Here is a 17,925-nt window from a genome sequence, read left to right on the forward strand (position 1 = left end):
CCGTGCCTTTACGCGCGTTGCGCGTAGTTGGTCTCGACCCACTTCCGGTATTCGCCCGAAGCGACTTCATCCACCCATTGCTGGTTGTCGAGGTACCACTGGACCGTTCTGGCGAGACCGGTTTCGAACGTTTCCGCCGGCTTCCAGCCGAGTTCGCGCTCGAGCTTGCGGGCGTCGATCGCGTAACGGCGGTCGTGGCCCGGACGATCCTTTACATAGGTGATCTGGTCGCGATACGAGCCGGCCGCCTTCGGGCGCTGCTTGTCTAGCAGATCGCACAGCGTGTGCACGACCTCGAGATTCTTCTTCTCGTTCCAGCCGCCGACGTTGTACGTCGCGCCCGGCGTGCCGCGCGCGAGCACTTCGCGGATCGCACTGCAGTGATCGCCGACATACAGCCAGTCGCGCACGTTCTGACCGTCGCCGTACACCGGCAGCGGCTTGCCGCCGAGCGCGTTGGCGATCATCAGCGGGATCAGCTTTTCGGGGAACTGGTACGGACCGTAGTTGTTCGAGCAGTTGGTAGTGAGCACCGGCAGGCCGTACGTGTGATGGTAGGCGCGCACGAGGTGGTCGGAGCCGGCCTTGGTCGCCGAATAAGGGCTATTCGGCGCATACGGCGTGGTTTCGGAGAATTGCGGATCGGTCGCGGACAGCGAGCCGAACACTTCGTCGGTCGATACGTGCAGGAAGCGGAACGCGGCCTTGTCGGCCTCGCCGAGCGTGTTCCAGTAGCTGCGGGTCGCTTCGAGCAACGTGAAAGTGCCGACCACGTTGGTCTGCACGAAATCGGCCGGACCGTGAATCGAACGATCCACATGGCTTTCGGCCGCGAAATGGAGAACGGCGCGCGGCTTGTGTTCGGCGAACAGCGCATCGAGCGCGGCGCGGTCGCAGATGTCGACGCGCGCGAAGATATGTTTGGGATTGCCCTGTAGCGATTTGAGCGTGCCCAGATTGCCCGCGTAGGTCAGCTTGTCTACGTTGAGCACCGCTTCGTCCGACGCATCGAGCCAGTCGAGCACGAAATTGGCGCCGATAAAGCCGGCGCCGCCCGTTACCAGGATCATGAAATTCCCTTCTACATAGGAGTGACAGGCCGCAATGACTTTGCCGACCCGCGCGCCCCGCGTGGTAGTGTCCGTTTCCGCTGGCGCCCGTGGCGCCGTCGCGCACAACCGACAGACACTCAAACGCCAATTCTATGAAGCCCCAATTATAAAGCGGCCCGGTGTAAAAACTAGAACCCTAACAACTTGAAACAGCTAGACAAGTTTGGTAGCGAGTCACCCGGATAACTCTTTTTGACGACTGCCGCGAAGGGGCGCTTCGGAAGAAATGACGAAAAGAGAACGCTCGTGCACAAGCGTCATATGAACAGACGTATGCGCACGAGGCTGCGACGAGCGACAAAACGGGAAGGAAGCCAACAGACCGCGCACAGCCAGTCAGGCTGCGAGCATCCAGCGCAAGGTCTCGATGAACGGGATGGACTCGACGGTCGGCACCAGCGTGCGCAGCTTGGCCGGCGACCCAGCGAGCATTTTTACGTCGCTTTGCCGGATGAATGCGGGGTTCGCGCGAATTTCCAGTTCGTGCCCGGTCAGGTCGCTCGCCGCCGACACGATGTCGCGCAGGGTATAGGGCGTGCCGGTGCAGACGTTGACGGTCTGCGCCACGGCCTCGGAACGGAGCAGTGCTTCGTACACGCTTGCCACGTAACGCACGTCGGAAAAATCGCGCGCCACGTCGATATTGCCCAGTTCGATGGACGGCTCACGGCGCGCGAAATGCTCGACGATCTTCGGTACGAGAAAGTTCGAAGTCTGCCCGCGGCCGGTGTAGTTGAACGGCCGCACAATGAGGATCGGCAACCGGTCGAACCAGGTGCGCACCATCGTTTCCATCGCCGCCTTGCTGGCCGCGTAGTGATTGACCGGATGGAGCGGGAAGGCTTCGTCGATCGCCTCGCTGGTCACGTTGCCGTAGACGTTCGCGCTGCTCGCAATCAGCAGCTTGCGCGGCGTATGGCCGACGTGCGCGCAGGCTTCCAGCAGATTCAGCGTGCCCATCACGTTCACGCGATAAAAATCCAGAGGATCGTCATGTCCGACGAAGCTGATCGCGGCCAGATGCACGATGTAATCGGGTCGCGCGCGCTCGATGGCTCGCCGGCACGCATCCGGCGATGTGATGTCGAGTCGTAGCCGCGTGGGTGTTTCCGGCTCGTCGCGGTCGCCCACCGTCTCGATCACGGTGTGCCCGCAGGCCAGCAATTTCTCAACCAGATAACGGCCGGTGAAACCATTCGCACCGGTAACGAGCGTGCGCGCGGGTTGCGTCGCCTGAGAAAACGGCATGCTTTCCTGTTCTCCTGTCTGTAGTGCAATATCGCCGGGGACACGTGCTCGCGCCGGCTCCGGGCCCCTAGCGATATCAGTACCTCAAACAATATATTATGTCACGCTAGTATGTTGCACCGCCGAATACGGCCCCCGCTTTCTTACCTCGAATTACGAACCACTCGATTCATCCGATGACCCCCTCCCCCGCTCCCAGCGTCCCGTCTTCCCTGATGCCTCTCGCGTTCGGCGATCTGCAAGGTTGCCACAAGCCATTCCAGCAACTGCTGGCGAAGGCCGCGCCGCCGGACGGCACGCCGCTCTGGTTCGCGGGCGATCTGATCAACCGCGGCGCCGAGTCGCTGGCCACGTTGCGCGACGTCATCGCGCTGGGCGAGCGCGCGGTGCCGGTGCTGGGCAATCACGATCTGCACCTGTTGTCGGTGTCGGCGGGAATTCGCAAATCGAAAAAAGGCGACACGATCGACGATATCCTCACCGCGCCCGATGCCGACGAGCTGCTCGACTGGATCCGCCACCGCCCGCTCGCGCACTTCGAAAACGGCATGCTGATGGTGCACGCCGGCGTGCTGCCGGAATGGGACGCGAGCATGACGATGGAACTCGCCGACGAGCTGCAGCGCGCGCTACGCGCGCCGAACTGGAAGGAAACGCTGGCGGGCCTGTACGGCAACGAGCCGAATCGCTGGAAGCCCGGCCTGAAGGGCATTGACCGGTTGCGCGTGACGTGCAGCGCGTTGACGCGAATCCGCTTCTGCACGCCGGACGGCGTGATGGATTTCAGCAGCACCGGCACCCTCAGTTCGGCGCCGGCCGGATGCATTCCCTGGTTCGACGCGCCGTCGCGCCGGACTCAGGACGTGACCGTGGTGTTCGGCCATTGGGCCGCGCTCGGTTTGATCCTGCGCGACAACCTGATCGGCCTTGACTCGGGTTGCGTGTGGGGCGAACAACTGTCCGCCGTGCGGCTCGCGCAGAATCCCGCGGAACGCACGCTGACGCAGGTGGATTGCGAATCGTGCCGGGTGGCGGGCGGCGGCAACTAGCGGCCTTTAATAGTGGCCCTTTAAGTCAGGCCGAATGGCCTGATGAGCCGTCGACCGGCGCGATCAGCTTTCCCGCCGAATCGTCGGACGATACGGGCTCCCGCGCCACAGCCGCATCTGCTTTCGCGGTGCCTCGCTGCATCTCTTGCAAGGCGCGAGCGACCACTTCTTGCGCTTGCGCAGCCAGCGTGCGTCGATCGGCACCGGCCGCGAGCGGCTCGCCGACGTACACGTGCGCGGTCAGCGGACCGCCGCGCAACAGCAGATCGAGCGAATCGGATAGCGACAGATCATCGATATACGCAGGCGCAGTCGATTGCCGGCCCGCGGCGTCTTCATACATCAGGCACACCGGCTGCACCGGCGCCCCGGCCGACACCGCGGCCTGAAACATGTTCGCGTGAAACGGCAGCAGCGCGAGGCCGTTCGACGTCGTGCCCTCCGGAAACACGCACATCAGCTCGCCGGCGCTGAGGCGATCCGAAAGTTCGTGCATGATCCGCTTCGCGTCGCTGCGCTTTTCGCGCTGGATGAACACGGTATCCAACTGCTGCGCGAGCCAGCCGACCACCGGCCACTGCCGGATCTCCGCTTTCGATACGAACGGCGTCGGCCGCCACGCATTGATCACGTAGATGTCGATCCATGACACGTGATTGGCGACCACCAGCACGCCGCGAGCGAGCCGCGCCGCGTCGTTATGCACGACGAGCCGCATGCCGCACAGCCGCAGCATCTTCAGCGACCACGCGCGATTGAGCGCGTGACGCCGCTCGGCGCTCGCATTCGGGAAGCGCGTCGCGACGGTCCACATGCCGTGCAGCAGATGCGCGATGAGACGGACCTTGCGTGACGCGAGCTTCATGGCCGGGCTTTCCTTGACTCTTTCCTTGACTGGACCGTAACAATGCCGCTCAGCGCGCTTCGTACGCGAGCTGGCCGGACACGATGGTCGCCCGCACGCGCGCCGGCAGTTCGTAACCGAGGAACGGCGTATTGTGCCCCTGGCTCTTCAGCGCGCGCGGCTCGACGCGCCAGTGCGCGTTGCGGTCGAACACACACAGGTCGGCCACGGCGCCGACCGCGACGCGGCCGGCCGCTTCGAGACCGAGCACCCGGGCCGGCGCCGCCGTGATGCGGTTCAGCGCGGTGGCGAGCGGCACGCCCGCTTCGTCGGCCCATTTCACCGTCAGCGACAGGAACAGTTCGAGGCCCGTCGCGCCCGGCGTCGCCTCGGCGAACGGCAACAGCTTTTCGTCGTCGTCGACCGGCGTATGGGCCGAGCAGATCGCGTCGATCGTGCCGTCGACGAGACCCGCGCGGATCGCTTCGCGATCGCGCTGCTGGCGCAGCGGCGGATCGAGCCGGAACTGCGCGTCGAAGTAGCCGATGTCGAGGTCGATCAGATGCACGTGGTTCACGGTGACGTCGCACGACACCGGCAGGCCCTCGGCCTTCGCCGCGCGCACCAGTGCGACACCCGCGGCCGACGACACGTGCGACAGATGCACGCGCGCACCGGTCACGCGCACCAGCTCGAAGATGGTGTGCAGCGCGATCGTTTCGGCGGCCACTGGCACGCCCGACAAACCGAGCCGCGACGCCAGCGCGCCGCTCGCGGCAACGCCGCCCTTGCCAAGATATGCATCGACCGGACGCAGCCACGCGGTATAGCCATAGGTCTTCGCGTACTGCAGCGCGCGCATCAGCACCTGGGTGTCGGCCACCGGCGCGTCGGCCTGCGAAAAGCCGACGCAGCCCGCCTCGGTCAACTGGACCATCTCGGTGATGACCTGCCCCTCGAGGCCGACCGTCAGCGCGCCAAGCGGATACACGTGCGCCTGGTTCAGGTTGCGAGCGCGGAACTTCAGCATCTCGACGAGGCCCGGCTCGTCGAGTGTCGGATCGGTATCCGGCGGACATACGAGACTCGTCACGCCGCCCGCGAGCGCCGCGGCCATTTCCGATCCGAGCGTCGCCTTGTGCTCGTAGCCCGGCTCGCGCAGACGCGCGCACAGGTCGACCAGACCCGGCGCGAGCGCGAGGCCGCGCGCGTCGATCGTACGCTGCGCCTCGAAACCGGCCGGCGCGCCGCCGATGGCGGCGATCCTGCCCGCGTCGATAAAAATGTCCTGCTGCTGTTCGGTGCCCGCCACCGGATCGATCAGCGTGCCGCCTTGAATATGAATCTTCATGCGCTGCCTTTGTTAAAACTGTGCTTCAGCTATTGATCAGTCGTTATTGCCCGCGACGATTCCCATCACCGCCATGCGCACCGCGATGCCGAACGTCACCTGGTTCAGGATCACCGATTGCGGGCCGTCCGCGACCTGCGAGTCGATCTCGACGCCGCGGTTCATCGGACCGGGATGCATCACGATCGCATCGGGCGCGGCGAGCGCGAGACGCTCGGGCGTCAGCCCCCAGCTCTTGAAGTACTCCTGCGCCGACGGCAGCAGCGCGCCGCTCATCCGCTCGTTCTGCAGGCGCAGCATGATGATCACGTCGACGTCCTTCAGACCTTCGTCGAGGTTGTGGAACACGCGCACACCCATCTGTTCGAGGCCGCCCGGCAGCAGCGTGCGCGGACCGATGGCGCGCACTTCCGGCACGCCGAGCGTGGTCAGCGCATGAATGTCCGAGCGCGCGACGCGCGAGTGCAGGATGTCGCCGACGATCGCCACGCGCAGCTTCGTGAAGTCCTTCTTGTAGTGGCGGATCGTGTACATGTCGAGCAGCCCTTGAGTGGGGTGCGCGTGCCGGCCGTCGCCGGCGTTGATCACGTGCACGTGCGGCGCGCAGTGCTGCGCGATCAGGTACGGCGCGCCGCTCGACGCGTGCCGCACGACGAACAGGTCCGCGTGCATCGCCGACAGGTTATTGATCGTGTCGAGCAGCGATTCGCCCTTGCTCGTCGACGACGCGTTGATGTTCAGATTCAGCACGTCGGCCGACAGCCGCGTCGCCGCGATTTCGAACGTGGTGCGCGTACGCGTCGAGTTCTCGAAGAACAGGTTGAACACCGACTTGCCGCGCAACAGCGGCACCTTCTTCACTTCGCGATCGGTCACGCTGACGAACTGGTCGGCGGTATCGAGAATGTGATTGACGATGGCCTTCGGCAGACCGTCGATCGACAACAGATGTTTGAGCTCGCCGTTTCTGGTGAGCTGTGGGTTGCCCTTCAGGAAGCCGTAGCGGAAGCGCTCGGACGCGCTATCGGAGGAATCCTGCGGAGCCTGGGTGGCGGTGTTCATGATGTACCTGCTTCAAATACGGACTTCAAGCTGATCGATGTCGCGGCGCGCGGCGATTGTTGCGCTTGTTGCGCGCCGCGCCGCGCGCGAGCCCGAACGGCACGTACGCGCTTTGCGCTCCGGCCTGCCGCGCCCGCCGCGCGATTTTCAATCGACGCGTGCTTCAGTGTGAAAGGAAAACCGCTGGCCGCCCGCGGCATCGTCTTCGCGGGCCAGCACGAGCGTCGCGTCGGCGGCCACGTCCACGATGCCGCCGACGAAGCGCGCCGCGACCGGCAGCTCCCGCCCGCCGCGATCGGCGAGGACCGCGAGTTCCACCGACGCCGGGCGGCCATAGTCGTACAGCTCGTTGAGCGCCGCGCGGATCGTGCGGCCGGTGTACAGCACGTCGTCGACCAGCACGATACGGCTGCCGTCGACCGCGAACGGCAGCGAGGTCGGGCTTGCCTGCGAATGCAGCCCCTTCTTCGCGTAGTCGTCGCGATGCAGCGCGACGTTCACGACGCCGAAGTCCGGCAGGTTCAGGTCGCGTGCGAGCCGTTCGGCGAGCCATGCACCGCCGCTGTGGATGCCGGCCAGCACCACCGCTTCGGCACCACCCGGCGCGGCGGCGAGCCTGTCGCCATACGCCGCGCGGATCTGGTCGAGCAACGCGCGATACAGCGCTTCGGCGTCAATGGAACTCATGATCGTCGGAAAGTTCGTCTAGATATTGCTGGAGGATGATGCGGGCGGCTTCGGCGTCGAGCATGTCGGCACGGCCGTTGCCGTCGCGGATTTGCGCTTCGGCCTCGACCGACGAATAGCGCTCGTCGACCCACGTCACCGGTAGCCTGAAACGGCCGTTCAACTGGTTGCCGAAGCGCTTCGCGAGCTGGGTGCGTTCATGCGGCGTGCCGTCCGGATGCATCGGCAGGCCGACCACGAGCGCGTCGGGCTTCCATTCGGCAATCAGCTTGCCGAGCGCCTCGAAACAGGCGTCCTTGCCGCGGTTCTGCACGACGACGAGCGACTGCGCGCGCCGTGTGAGCGAATTGCCGACTGCCACGCCGATGCGTTTTTTACCGTAGTCGAACGCGAGCAGCGTCGCCTCACGTCCGGCCGGCAGACTCATGCGCGGCCTCTCATGCGTGCCCGGCCTCGCCGGAGAGCATCGACAGCGAAATGCCGAGCAGCGCGAGCGCCGCTTCGAGACGCTCTTCGGCGGGCACGTCGAAGACGATCTTCGGATCGGCCTCGACCGTCAGCCAGCCGTTCTTCGAGATTTCGTCCTCGAGCTGGCCGGCACCCCAGCCGGCGTGGCCGAGCGTGAGCAGGAAACGTTCCGGGCCGGTGCCGCTCGCGACGGCCTCGAGCACGTCTTTTGAGGTGGTCATTTCGAGCCCGCCCGGCACCGACATCGACGACGTATACCCGCCGCCGCCTTTCGGATCGTGCAGCACGAAGCCGCGCTCGGTTTGCACCGGGCCGCCGAAGTACACGGGAACATGGAGGAGAGGTTCGATCTCGAGCTTCAGATCGATGCGACTGAAGAGCGCTTGCAGGTCGATATCGGTCGGCCGGTTGATCACGAGGCCGAGCGCGCCGCGCTCATTGTGATCGCAAAGGTAGACCACAGTCCCTGAAAACGTCGGATCCGCCATGTTCGGCATGGCGATCAGGAACTGATTGGTCAGATTGATGCGATCGGAACTCTTGGACATAGTTGGGATTTTAGCAAAGACGATGCGGGATGGCGGGCTTCGAGCGTGGCGCCGCGCTGCGTTTCGCCACGGGTGCCGCGCGCCATCGACGCCGGAATCAGGTTGCACTCTATCATGCGCGCGGCCCGCGCCACGCGGCGATCAAGCGGCGAAAAACGGCGCGGCGCGGCAGGCTCGCCGCATGTCGACGGGGTTGTGCAATGAGCGGCGCAATTGTGTCTTATTGCGATGACTTCATGGCGGTTCCGGCCACGTCATTTCAGACGTTCCGGACACGAGGCGCGTGACACCGGCGTTGCCGCCGCGCGACGCATCATGGGTTCACGCGCCGCCCTGCTCGATCGCGTGCGTCAGCGCGGCGAGCGCCGCCTGCGTGTGACTGACGCCGGCCGGCGCGACGCCCGCCGCGACCTTGTGCAGCGTCGCGCGCAACGCTTCGGCGGCCTGCTCGAGGGTGTCCGCCGCCGGTGCGGCGACAATCACGTGCGCGCGCACCGCCGGCGTCGAAACCCCGGCATGCGCGCGGCGCCGCCACGCCAGCCCGAGCGCATCGGCGAGCAGCGCCACATGGCCGAGGCCGAGCGCGCATGCCGCCGAGCCGAGCCGGTAGGCGGCGTCGCCCGCCTGCAGCGCCTCGCTGGGATCGGCTTTTTCGGGTTGATCCGCCGCGCGGGCGTGCGCGGCGAGCGCCTCGATCGACGCGTCGGCGGTTTGCAGGAAGTCTTCGTAAGCATTCGCGTTGACGGTCAGCACGCCGAGATCGCGGGTCAGCGCGCCGCGCCCGGCGGCGAGCGATTGCGCGTCGAGCGCGCCCGCCTCCCACAGCATCTCCGACGACTGCGAGCCCGCGACGTGCCAGTCGACGGTCAAGCCGTAGTCGTGCAGCACCTCGACCTGCTCGGCGTCTTCCGCGGCCGCGCCGAACAGCGCGTAGTCGCGCCACAACAGCGCGAGCGTCGCGCGCACGAGCGATCGCGGCGCGCGCCCGATGCCGCGCGCGTGATCGGCGAGCGCCAGGTTGCAGCGCGCATAGAAGCGCCGCGCATCGGTATCGCGGACCGCGTGGCCGCCGACGCGCAGCGCCTTCGCGCAGGCGCGCGCGAGCCGCCAGAAGTCGTACGGATCGGGGCCGGCAAGCTCGCTGAACACCGTGTCGAGCTCATCGAGCGCGGCATGGGTGACGGCGAGCGCCGCCGCGCTGCCCGTGTCGGCCTGCGAGCGCAACACCGGCAGCAGCGCGCGCTCGTAGCGCGCCCGCAGATGCGCGAGCTGGTCGGCGGATTGCGCATGCAGCGACACCGGTGGCACCGGCCGCGCGCACAGCGCGAGGTCTTCGAACGCGACCGCGGAGCCGGGCGTGTGCTCGGCCAGTTGCGCGCACAACGCGCTGTAGTGATTGAACAGTACCGGCGAGCAGGACAGCTCGCGCAGATTGTGACGCTCGAGCGCCGCGCGGAAATCGTCCAGCGCCGCGCCGAACACCGACCGCGTGCCTTCCGCCTCGGCCGGCTCGCCGCTTGCGAGCGGCGACAGGCGCACGAGCGCGTCCGCGAAACGCTGCGCGCTGAACCACCCGGCCGTGCGCAGCGCGTGCGACGCGCGCAGCAGCGCCGCGCCGCTTTCCCCGCGCTGCTCGAACGCGAGCGATGCCTCGGCGAGCGCGAGTTCCGCGGGACGGACCGCGCCGCCGCGCGGATTGGGCAGGGCGTCGAAGGAGACGGGTGCAGCGGATCGAAGGGTCATGGGCAGGCGACACGAAACTGACGGGCCGTCGCTGCGCGCCGCATGCAAAGTGCTCGGCCAACGCGCGAACCGGCGACAGGACAATCACAGACTACCGTTGCGACACAACGCGCCCGGCGATATCGCGTGCCGACGCGGTGAGACAGGATGCCGGGCGTGCCGCCCGGATCAGGCAGTTGCGCGGCGGACCAGTGCCGCTCGTTTTCCCGGCGGACGCATGCTCCGCGTCTGGTCTGCTCGGCCGGCTCCCGGTATGGCACGCCAGCCGTAAAGCCGCTGGTACCAGGGAAGCACCGGGAAAAATTCAGATCTGCACCATCTCGAAGTCTTCCTTGCGCGCCCCACATTCCGGACAGGTCCAGTTGATGGGAACGTCTTCCCAGCGCGTGCCCGGCGCAATGCCTTCGTCCGGCAAGCCGGCTTCTTCATCGTAAATCCAGCCGCAAATCAGGCACATCCAGCTTTGATATTCCATTCTTGTGTCGCGTCGTTGAGTCCGTGGAAACGGGAGCCATGATGGTACCGTGTTGCCGCCCCCATGCCTAGCAACCGCCAATGCGCAATCGTAGCGTGCGCCGGCCTTGCGCGGGCGGCCGGCAGCGGCCTGGGAGCGGCCGCGGCAGCCATTGCGGCCTCATGCCGCGCGCGGGCGCTCACCTTCTCGACGAGTCGCCCGCGACACCCGCGCCCCCCTTGCGCCGCGTGCCGGGATATGTGAAAAAACGGCCTCCGCGGCAGTTTAGGCCGCATAATTGAGCCAATTGCGCACCGCGCGCCAGAATCCCGCTTCTTTCTGCCCATTTTCATGCCCAGCGACACGCCTCCGATCGTCCTCACCTTCGGCCTTTCCGATCCCACCGGCGGTTCCGGTCTGCAAGCCGACCTGATGACTCTTGCCAGCATGGGCTGCCACGGCGTTTCCGTGCTCACGGGCTACACCGTGCGCGACTCGGCTAGCTGCGACGAAGTCACCGGACTCGACCCCGACGTCGTCGCGGTCCAGGCGCGCATGCTGCTCGAAGACATGCCGGTCGCCGCGTTCAAGGTCGGCGCGTGCACGCGCGCGGAAGTGGTAAGCGCGATCGCCGAAGTGGTCGCCGACTACGACGACATTCCGCTGATTCTCGCTCCCGACTTCACGCTCGACGACGAACACGTGCTTGCCGCCGACGAACTGCGCGAAGCGATCGCCGATCTGCTCGCGCCGCAAACCACGCTGCTGGTCGCCGATTCATCGACGCTGCTCGCGCTCGCGCAACCCGACGGCGACGCCGAGGCGCCGAGCCTCGACGCGGCGATCTCGCATCTGCTGTCGCAGGGCTGCGAGTACATTCTGTCGACGGAGACCGGCACGCACCGGCTCGTCAATACGCTGTTTAGCGAAGACGGCCAGTTGCGCCAGGACATGTGGGACCGCGGCAGCCATCGCCTGATGGGCGTGACCGATACCCTCGGCTCGGCAATCGCGGCATTGCTGGCCAACGGTCAGGAACCCGCGGAGGCGGTGCGCGAAGGGCAGGAATATCTGTACCAGGCGATACGCAACGCATTCCGGCCCGGCATGGGCGCCTACATGCCCGATCGCTTCTTCTGGGCACGCGGCAGCGACGACGACGAAACACCGCCGGCGGCCAGCCAGGGTGCCGCACCGGGCGAGGCACGGCATTAGGCTCTTCCCCTGCTGCTCCCGGCGGCCTTGCAGATCCGCGAAACCCGCATTTATGCGGGTTTTTTCATTTCTGGAACCTGCCGTTTTGCGATATCCGTCGATTCTTCCATGTGGCCAATCTCAAAATAAGGGCCATTAAAAACGGGGGATGCCGTGGCGCAAACTCCTTGCATTAAGCGGCCTCCCATATCCATTTCGCATGACGACATACGATCCTCGTCGCGTCACGCACCCCGACGTTGCATCGCGTAATTAACCGTTACAACGCCGCCGACCCCATCGGGCTAGACTTTACAAATTACGAATCTGTCATATGACCCCAGAATGCCTTTTCCTATTTTTTTCATACATCCACCGAAATGCGGCGGCTCCACTGTCATTTCGTTTTTTGATTTGAATAAAGGTAAAGACCAATTCATCAATTTCGTTTGGGACGATGCCGGTTGGGGAAACTGTCGCGCCAAACTGCTGGCGACCAGTGTCGGCGGCGGCCATCAGCCCTATGGCATTCACCGGACTCTCAAGTACCCCGTCAGCTATTGCACGATCCTGCGCGATCCGCTTGCGCGCCAGATCTCGCATTACTGGTACGCGGCGAACGGCAAGAATGGGGAAGTGATGCGAGGGGTCAGCGTGTCGACGCCCGAAGCGCTCGCGCAGCAGGGTGTTCTGTCGCTGGACGAATGGGTCAGCGAATCGCTCGGTGGCAGAAACCTGTTCGTCCAGATGCTGAGCGGAGCACCCGCGGTGAATGAAGCGAGCCTCGCCATTGCGCAAACCCATCTGCGTGAGCAGATCGGCACGGTCGGCGTTTGCGAGAACATGAGCGAATTTTTACTGCGGCTTTGCGGTGCGAGCAATCTGAAATTACCCTTTTATTTCGAAACCAACCGGACCAATGGTTCGCCGAAAGGGAAAAGCCATTTGAGCGAGGCGGCGAAGCAAAAGTTTATCGACGACAATAGCCTCGATTACGAAATTTTCCGCGACGCAACCCGGATAGTCGACACCTATTCGGAACAAACGGGCAGCATCTTTTCGAATGCGCTGGAATTGGTTCAGGTCATTCAGGCCGAAATAAATAAGCTCGAGAATCCGCACGTCTACAGTTCGACGGTTTTCGGCTTCGACGGCTCATTCCTCACGAAAGTCCACGAGGTAATCCACCGCTTCGATCTCGCGCCGATCGACGCCTATCTGGAGTTCGCGCAAAGCCGGCAGCCGGCGCCCGCCGACCTGTTCGACGGTTTCGTCGACACGGTTCACGATGGCGTGGTCTCGGGCTGGGCCGTCAATCTCAGCCGGCCGGAGCAACGCGTTGCGCTGGAGGTCCGGATCGGCTCGCGGATCGTCGCGACCGGCTGGAGCGGCGAGCATCGGCCCGACGTGGCCAGCGCCGGTTATCCCAGCTCGCACAGCGGATTTTCGATTCCGCTGCCGGACGGCATTCCGGAAGGCTTCCATGTCGCCATCGCCAATTCCACGGAAAGCCTGCACAACGCCGGCGCCTGGCGGCAAGGCTGGCACTGTGAATAAGCGTCCGGAAAGTCAGGAGAATCCATCCATGAAAGAGCCGCCCAACTTCCTGCAACGCTTTCACGGCACGATCGCCGTTCAGGACCGCATGCGCATGTTTCATCATAAGCCGGCCACGATCTGGCTGACCGGCCTGTCCGGTTCCGGCAAATCGACGCTCGCGTTCGCGCTCGAAGAGCAACTGATCGCGCTGGGTCACGCGTGCTATGTGCTCGATGGCGACAACATTCGCCACGGCCTTGCCAGCGATCTCGGCTTCGAGCGCAAAGACCGGCGCGAAAATATCCGCCGCGTCGCCCACGTCGCGCAATTGATGAACGACGCCGGCCTCATCGTGATTACCGCGCTGATCTCGCCGATTCGCGAGGATCGGGCGATGGCGCGCGAGATCATCGGCCACGACAAATTCGTCGAAACCTATCTGTCCGCGCCGCTTGATACCTGCGCGAGCCGCGATCCGAAAGGCCTTTACGCGAAAGCGAGATCTGGTGAGATCAGTTCGTTCACCGGCGTGTCGGCGCCCTATGAAGCACCGACCGAGCCGGAGCTTCACGTCGACACGGGAACGTTGAGCCCTGCCGAAAGCACCGCGCGGATCTTCAGCTACGTGTGCGAAAAATGTCTCGACACGACTGCGCACCGTACCGCCCACAAAGCGGGCATCTGATTCCAGAACATCCCCGCTGCTTCACAAGCCACCTCACAAACCTCTCGCCCCAAAAGAAAAAACCCGCTTGGTGCGGGTTTTTTCTTTTGGAGAGCCCGCCTTGCGGCGCACTCCCTTGCTGGACATCCAACCGGACCTCATCGTGTGGTCCAACCGCGAGGCTGAACCACGAGACCCGAGCGGAATTACATGTCCATGCCCATGCCGCCCATGCCGCCGGGCATGCCGCCAGGCATCGGTGCATCTTCCTTCGGCAGTTCGCAGACAGCCGCGTCGGTCGTCAGCAACAGGCCAGCAACCGAAGCTGCGTTTTGCAGCGCCGTGCGCGTGACCTTCGTCGGGTCCACGACACCGGCGTCGACCAGGTCGGCGTACTCGCCGGTTGCCGCGTTGTAGCCGTAGTTGCCCTTGCCAGCAGCAACAGCCGCCACCACGACGCTGGCTTCTTCGCCGCCGTTCGTGACGATCTGGCGCAGCGGCTCTTCCATCGCGCGCAGCACGATCTTGATACCTGCGTCCTGATCGGCGTTAGCGCCCTTCAGGCCGGCGATTGCCGTGCGTGCGCGGATCAGCGCGACGCCGCCGCCAGCAACGATGCCTTCTTCCACAGCCGCGCGCGTTGCGTGCAGTGCGTCTTCGACACGTGCCTTCTTTTCCTTCATTTCGACTTCGGTCGCGGCACCGACCTTGATCACCGCAACGCCGCCTGCCAGCTTGGCAACGCGTTCTTGCAGCTTTTCACGGTCGTAGTCCGAGGTCGCTTCTTCGATCTGCTTGCGCACCTGCTTGACGCGAGCTTCGATGTTCGCTGCTTCGCCAGCGCCGTCGATGATCGTGGTGTTTTCCTTGCCCACTTCGATGCGCTTCGCCTGGCCCAGTTCAGCCAGCGTTGCCTTTTCGAGCGTGAGGCCGGTTTCTTCAGCGATGACCTGGCCGCCGGTCAGGATCGCGATGTCTTCCAGCATCGCCTTACGACGGTCGCCGAAGCCCGGAGCCTTGACAGCAACGGTCTTCAGGATGCCGCGGATGTTGTTGACGACCAGCGTAGCCAGTGCCTCGCCTTCGACGTCTTCAGCGATGATCAGCAGCGGACGGCCGGCCTTCGCGACCTGCTCGAGCACCGGCAGCAGATCACGGATGTTCGACACCTTCTTGTCGTGCAGCAGCACGAACGGGTTTTCCAGAACGGCGACCTGCTTGTCCGGGTTGTTGATGAAGTACGGCGACAGGTAGCCGCGGTCGAATTGCATACCTTCGACGACGTCCAGCTCGTCCTGCAGCGACTTGCCGTCTTCGACGGTGATGACGCCTTCCTTGCCGACCTTGTCCATCGCTTCAGCGATGCGCTCGCCGATCGACGAATCGCTGTTCGCCGAGATCGCGCCGACCTGTGCGATTTCCTTGTTGGTCGTGCACGGCTTGCTGATCTTGCGCAGTTCTTCGATGGCGGCAGTCACTGCCTTGTCGATACCGCGTTTCAGGTCCATCGGGTTCATGCCCGATGCGACGTACTTCATGCCTTCGCGAACGATCGACTGGGCGAGAACCGTAGCGGTCGTCGTGCCGTCGCCTGCGTTGTCGCTGGTCTTGGAAGCGACTTCCTTGACCATTTGCGCGCCCATGTTCTGGAGCTTGTCTTTCAGTTCGATCTCTTTAGCGACCGACACACCGTCCTTGGTGACCGTCGGGCCGCCGAAGCTGCGCTCGAGGACCACGTTGCGGCCCTTCGGACCCAGCGTGACCTTCACGGCGTTGGCGAGAATGTTCACGCCTTCGACCATCTTGGCACGGGCGGAATCACCGAATACGACGTCTTTAGCTGCCATCTTCTAACTCCTTGAATTCTTTGGATATAACCGGGGAAGTAGCGGCGTTGCGCTTACTTCTGCACCACGGCCATGATGTCTTCTTCGCGCATCACCAGCAGTTCGTTGCCATCGACCTTGACGGTCTGGCCTGCGTACTTGCCGAACAGGACGCGGTCGCCGACCTTCACGTCGAGCGCAATCGCTGCGCCCTTGTCGTCGCGCTTGCCCGGGCCGACTGCGAGGATTTCGCCTTGATCCGGCTTTTCCGCTGCGGCTTCGGGGATCACGATGCCCGACGCGGTCTTGGTTTCCTGATCCAGACGCTTGACGATCACGCGATCATGCAAAGGACGAAGGTTCATACATACTCCTCTCTGATTGAGACTGAAGAACGCTGAGAAAAACCCGGCTGACTGAGGCAGACTGAGCCAGCCGGCGATGTTGTTAGCACTCTCGTGCAGCGAGTGCTAATTATATGGACGGGTAGTGACAAATTCAAGAAGTAGTGGGGACGGGAGAATCACGCGGGTCGGCGGCGCTCGCACGAGGGTTCGACGCGACGATGAACCCAAGCCAAAACAATGACTTGCAGTGCGATTCAAAGCTCAGAGAAGCACTCCGCACTCACTACAGACGGCCCGAAGCCCGGCTCCCGCCGGGTTCGATTGCCCGAAACAGACGGCTTTCCAGGGAAAACCCCGACCCTGTTTCGCACGAACCGACGACGCACGACCAACCCACGACGCCGGCACGCCACCCTGTCACTTGCGCGCCGGCGTGCGCAACGAATTTTGCGCCAGCCACTTCAGCCGCTCGCAATTGACCTTGATGCGTGCCGCGAATTCCGTCGGGTCACGCTCGCGCAGCGCGCTCAACTGGCTATTGTTGCTTTGCGCGCGGTGCCAGCCCGCATCCCAGTGCTGGTCGAAATGGGTCGCTTCGGTCAGCCTTTGTCTGAGCCGCGTTTTGTAGTCGCCGATGCGCTCGGGCGACACCTCGCAAAACGCCTGCGCGAAGCTCGCGCGCTCGCCCCCCGCTTCGGCCTTCAGGTTCGCGCTCTCCTCACTGGCGTGACCGGTCAGCGGCGCGGCAAGCAACTGCAGCGACAGAAATACCGCCGCGCATAACGGACGGCGGCAATACGGCAGCTTTTTCATCCTCGACTCCTGACGGTCCGATCTGGCGCCCAGTAGTTGTTCCGAGCTCTCGCCATCTTGCCCGCGATGTCCTCAATGGACAGCACGATGGCGTTTTCGCCCGTTATCCGGCGCGTTGCGTCGCCCGTCTCTGGTGTTACGCTGATAAAAGAAGCTTTCGATAGCCTGTCCGGCCGCGCGTGCCGGACCGCGACGTGGAGCACGGCGCCCCGCGAAGCGCGCCAGTTCGACGGAGGACCGAACACGAAACTCGAACAGAGTTCGCGGCATGTGGACAAACAGACATACATCGAAAGCCCAAAAGGAAGACACTAATAAACGGCGAAGCATCGCTGCGGGAGTGACTGCGATGGCATCTAAAACATATACCGTACTACTGACGCTGCTGGTGACGAGCAGTGCCGCGTTCGCGTGGCAACCGCTCACCTACCCGATCCGCAGCCAGAGCCCTGCCGAGCGCGGCATCGATACCGCGCTGTGCTACGCGGAAGCGAGCCGCGTCAGCAAGGTCAACATCGTTCGCGAGTCCCAAGTCCCGCCGCGCCCGGCGCCGGCGGCAAAAGGCTCGTCGACCGGCGTGCCGGCGAAGCCGCCGCTACCACCCAGTTCCTTCTCCGCCACGCCGTTGCCGTATGCCGCCAGCATGCCGGACGCCGTGAGCGCGGCGCTCGCGGCCGCGCCCAGCGGGGCTTCGTCGGTGAAACCGGCGAGCGATGCCGTGATGGCCGCCAGCGGTGCGCCTGGCGCGGCCACTGCGCCAGCAGGCGCCTCGGCAGCCGCGACCACTATTACGGCCGCGGGGGCGAGCGCGGGACTCGGCGCGTCGGATGCAGTGGACGCCGCGTTGCAGGCCAGCGCGGCATCGGACGTCAAACTGCCGCCGCTGCCCGCGCCCGAACCGCCGATGACGCGCTATTGGGCCGCCTACAGCGCATGCATGCAGGCGCGCGGCTACGTCGTACAGTAATTCAGGCTT

Annotated in this window: 18 protein-coding genes; 5 read left to right on the top strand and 13 right to left on the bottom strand. The window is 64.5% G+C overall.

Annotated features, from left to right (window positions below; genetic code table 11):
* Positions 1-8 precede the first annotated feature (8 nt).
* Together rfbB and QM685_RS11125 are read right to left on the bottom strand one after the other, a co-directional pair.
* On the bottom strand, positions 9-1,070 hold the full coding sequence (rfbB, locus tag QM685_RS11120; protein ID WP_415115711.1) for a dTDP-glucose 4,6-dehydratase: 1,062 nt from the start codon (positions 1,068-1,070) through the stop codon (positions 9-11).
* 378 nt (positions 1,071-1,448) lie between these two features.
* Complete coding sequence (locus QM685_RS11125) at positions 1,449-2,360, bottom strand: GDP-mannose 4,6-dehydratase (protein WP_415115713.1); 912 nt, start codon at positions 2,358-2,360, stop codon at positions 1,449-1,451.
* A 176-nt stretch (positions 2,361-2,536) separates the two neighbouring features.
* Between QM685_RS11125 and QM685_RS11130 the strand changes: the two genes are divergently transcribed.
* Positions 2,537-3,409 (top strand): symmetrical bis(5'-nucleosyl)-tetraphosphatase, encoded by an 873-nt coding sequence (locus QM685_RS11130; RefSeq protein ID WP_415115715.1) that lies wholly within the window; start codon positions 2,537-2,539, stop codon positions 3,407-3,409.
* A gap of 25 nt (positions 3,410-3,434) precedes the next feature.
* Here the strand turns inward: QM685_RS11130 and QM685_RS11135 are convergent, their stop codons facing one another.
* The 8 genes from QM685_RS11135 to QM685_RS11170 form a co-directional block, all read right to left on the bottom strand.
* Positions 3,435-4,274, bottom strand: a complete 840-nt coding sequence (locus tag QM685_RS11135) for a lysophospholipid acyltransferase family protein (RefSeq protein ID WP_415115717.1) — start codon at positions 4,272-4,274, stop codon at positions 3,435-3,437.
* 49 nt (positions 4,275-4,323) lie between these two features.
* Positions 4,324-5,604 carry a dihydroorotase gene (locus tag QM685_RS11140; RefSeq protein ID WP_415115719.1) on the bottom strand — a complete coding sequence of 427 codons (1,281 nt, stop codon included), beginning with the start codon at positions 5,602-5,604 and terminating at the stop codon, positions 4,324-4,326.
* A gap of 36 nt (positions 5,605-5,640) precedes the next feature.
* Positions 5,641-6,666 (bottom strand): aspartate carbamoyltransferase catalytic subunit, encoded by a 1,026-nt coding sequence (locus QM685_RS11145; RefSeq protein WP_415115721.1) that lies wholly within the window; start codon positions 6,664-6,666, stop codon positions 5,641-5,643.
* Positions 6,667-6,813: 147 nt separating this feature from the next.
* Entirely contained in the window at positions 6,814-7,353 is a 540-nt protein-coding gene (gene pyrR / locus QM685_RS11150) for a bifunctional pyr operon transcriptional regulator/uracil phosphoribosyltransferase PyrR (RefSeq protein WP_415115723.1), read from the bottom strand.
* Positions 7,340-7,780: a Holliday junction resolvase RuvX gene (gene ruvX / locus QM685_RS11155; RefSeq protein ID WP_415115725.1), complete on the bottom strand. Its 441-nt coding sequence runs from the start codon at positions 7,778-7,780 to the stop codon at positions 7,340-7,342. The genes pyrR and ruvX overlap by 14 nt, the downstream gene beginning before the upstream one ends.
* Before the next feature lie 10 nt (positions 7,781-7,790).
* Complete coding sequence (locus tag QM685_RS11160) at positions 7,791-8,369, bottom strand: YqgE/AlgH family protein (RefSeq protein ID WP_415115727.1); 579 nt, start codon at positions 8,367-8,369, stop codon at positions 7,791-7,793.
* A 321-nt stretch (positions 8,370-8,690) separates the two neighbouring features.
* Positions 8,691-10,112: a hypothetical protein gene (locus tag QM685_RS11165; protein WP_415115729.1), complete on the bottom strand. Its 1,422-nt coding sequence runs from the start codon at positions 10,110-10,112 to the stop codon at positions 8,691-8,693.
* Positions 10,113-10,416: 304 nt separating this feature from the next.
* Complete coding sequence (locus QM685_RS11170; RefSeq protein WP_006047743.1) at positions 10,417-10,587, bottom strand: rubredoxin; 171 nt, start codon at positions 10,585-10,587, stop codon at positions 10,417-10,419.
* Between the two features lie 330 nt (positions 10,588-10,917).
* On the opposite strand from QM685_RS11170, the gene QM685_RS11175 reads away from it, so the two are divergent.
* From QM685_RS11175 to cysC, 3 genes are all read left to right on the top strand, one after another.
* The gene (locus QM685_RS11175) at positions 10,918-11,781 is read left to right on the top strand and encodes a hydroxymethylpyrimidine/phosphomethylpyrimidine kinase (protein WP_415115734.1); all 864 of its coding nucleotides are present in this window, start codon (positions 10,918-10,920) and stop codon (positions 11,779-11,781) included.
* A 324-nt stretch (positions 11,782-12,105) separates the two neighbouring features.
* On the top strand, positions 12,106-13,317 hold the full coding sequence (locus QM685_RS11180) for a chondroitin 4-O-sulfotransferase (RefSeq protein ID WP_415115736.1): 1,212 nt from the start codon (positions 12,106-12,108) through the stop codon (positions 13,315-13,317).
* A gap of 28 nt (positions 13,318-13,345) precedes the next feature.
* Complete coding sequence (cysC, locus tag QM685_RS11185; RefSeq protein ID WP_415115738.1) at positions 13,346-13,984, top strand: adenylyl-sulfate kinase; 639 nt, start codon at positions 13,346-13,348, stop codon at positions 13,982-13,984.
* Between the two features lie 185 nt (positions 13,985-14,169).
* On the opposite strand, the gene groL is transcribed toward cysC, so the two are convergent.
* From groL to QM685_RS11200, 3 genes are all read right to left on the bottom strand, one after another.
* Positions 14,170-15,810: a chaperonin GroEL gene (groL, locus tag QM685_RS11190; RefSeq protein ID WP_415115740.1), complete on the bottom strand. Its 1,641-nt coding sequence runs from the start codon at positions 15,808-15,810 to the stop codon at positions 14,170-14,172.
* 53 nt (positions 15,811-15,863) lie between these two features.
* On the bottom strand, positions 15,864-16,154 hold the full coding sequence (gene groES, locus QM685_RS11195; protein WP_008923887.1) for a co-chaperone GroES: 291 nt from the start codon (positions 16,152-16,154) through the stop codon (positions 15,864-15,866).
* Positions 16,155-16,553: 399 nt separating this feature from the next.
* On the bottom strand, positions 16,554-16,949 hold the full coding sequence (locus tag QM685_RS11200; protein WP_415115742.1) for a hypothetical protein: 396 nt from the start codon (positions 16,947-16,949) through the stop codon (positions 16,554-16,556).
* Positions 16,950-17,298: 349 nt separating this feature from the next.
* Here QM685_RS11200 and QM685_RS11205 point away from each other — a divergent pair, with 349 nt between their 5' ends.
* The gene (locus QM685_RS11205; protein WP_415115744.1) at positions 17,299-17,916 is read left to right on the top strand and encodes a hypothetical protein; all 618 of its coding nucleotides are present in this window, start codon (positions 17,299-17,301) and stop codon (positions 17,914-17,916) included.
* The last annotated feature ends 9 nt before the right edge of the window (positions 17,917-17,925 follow it).

Source organism: Paraburkholderia sp. (assembly GCF_047605525.1).
Taxonomy (GTDB): domain Bacteria; phylum Pseudomonadota; class Gammaproteobacteria; order Burkholderiales; family Burkholderiaceae; genus Paraburkholderia.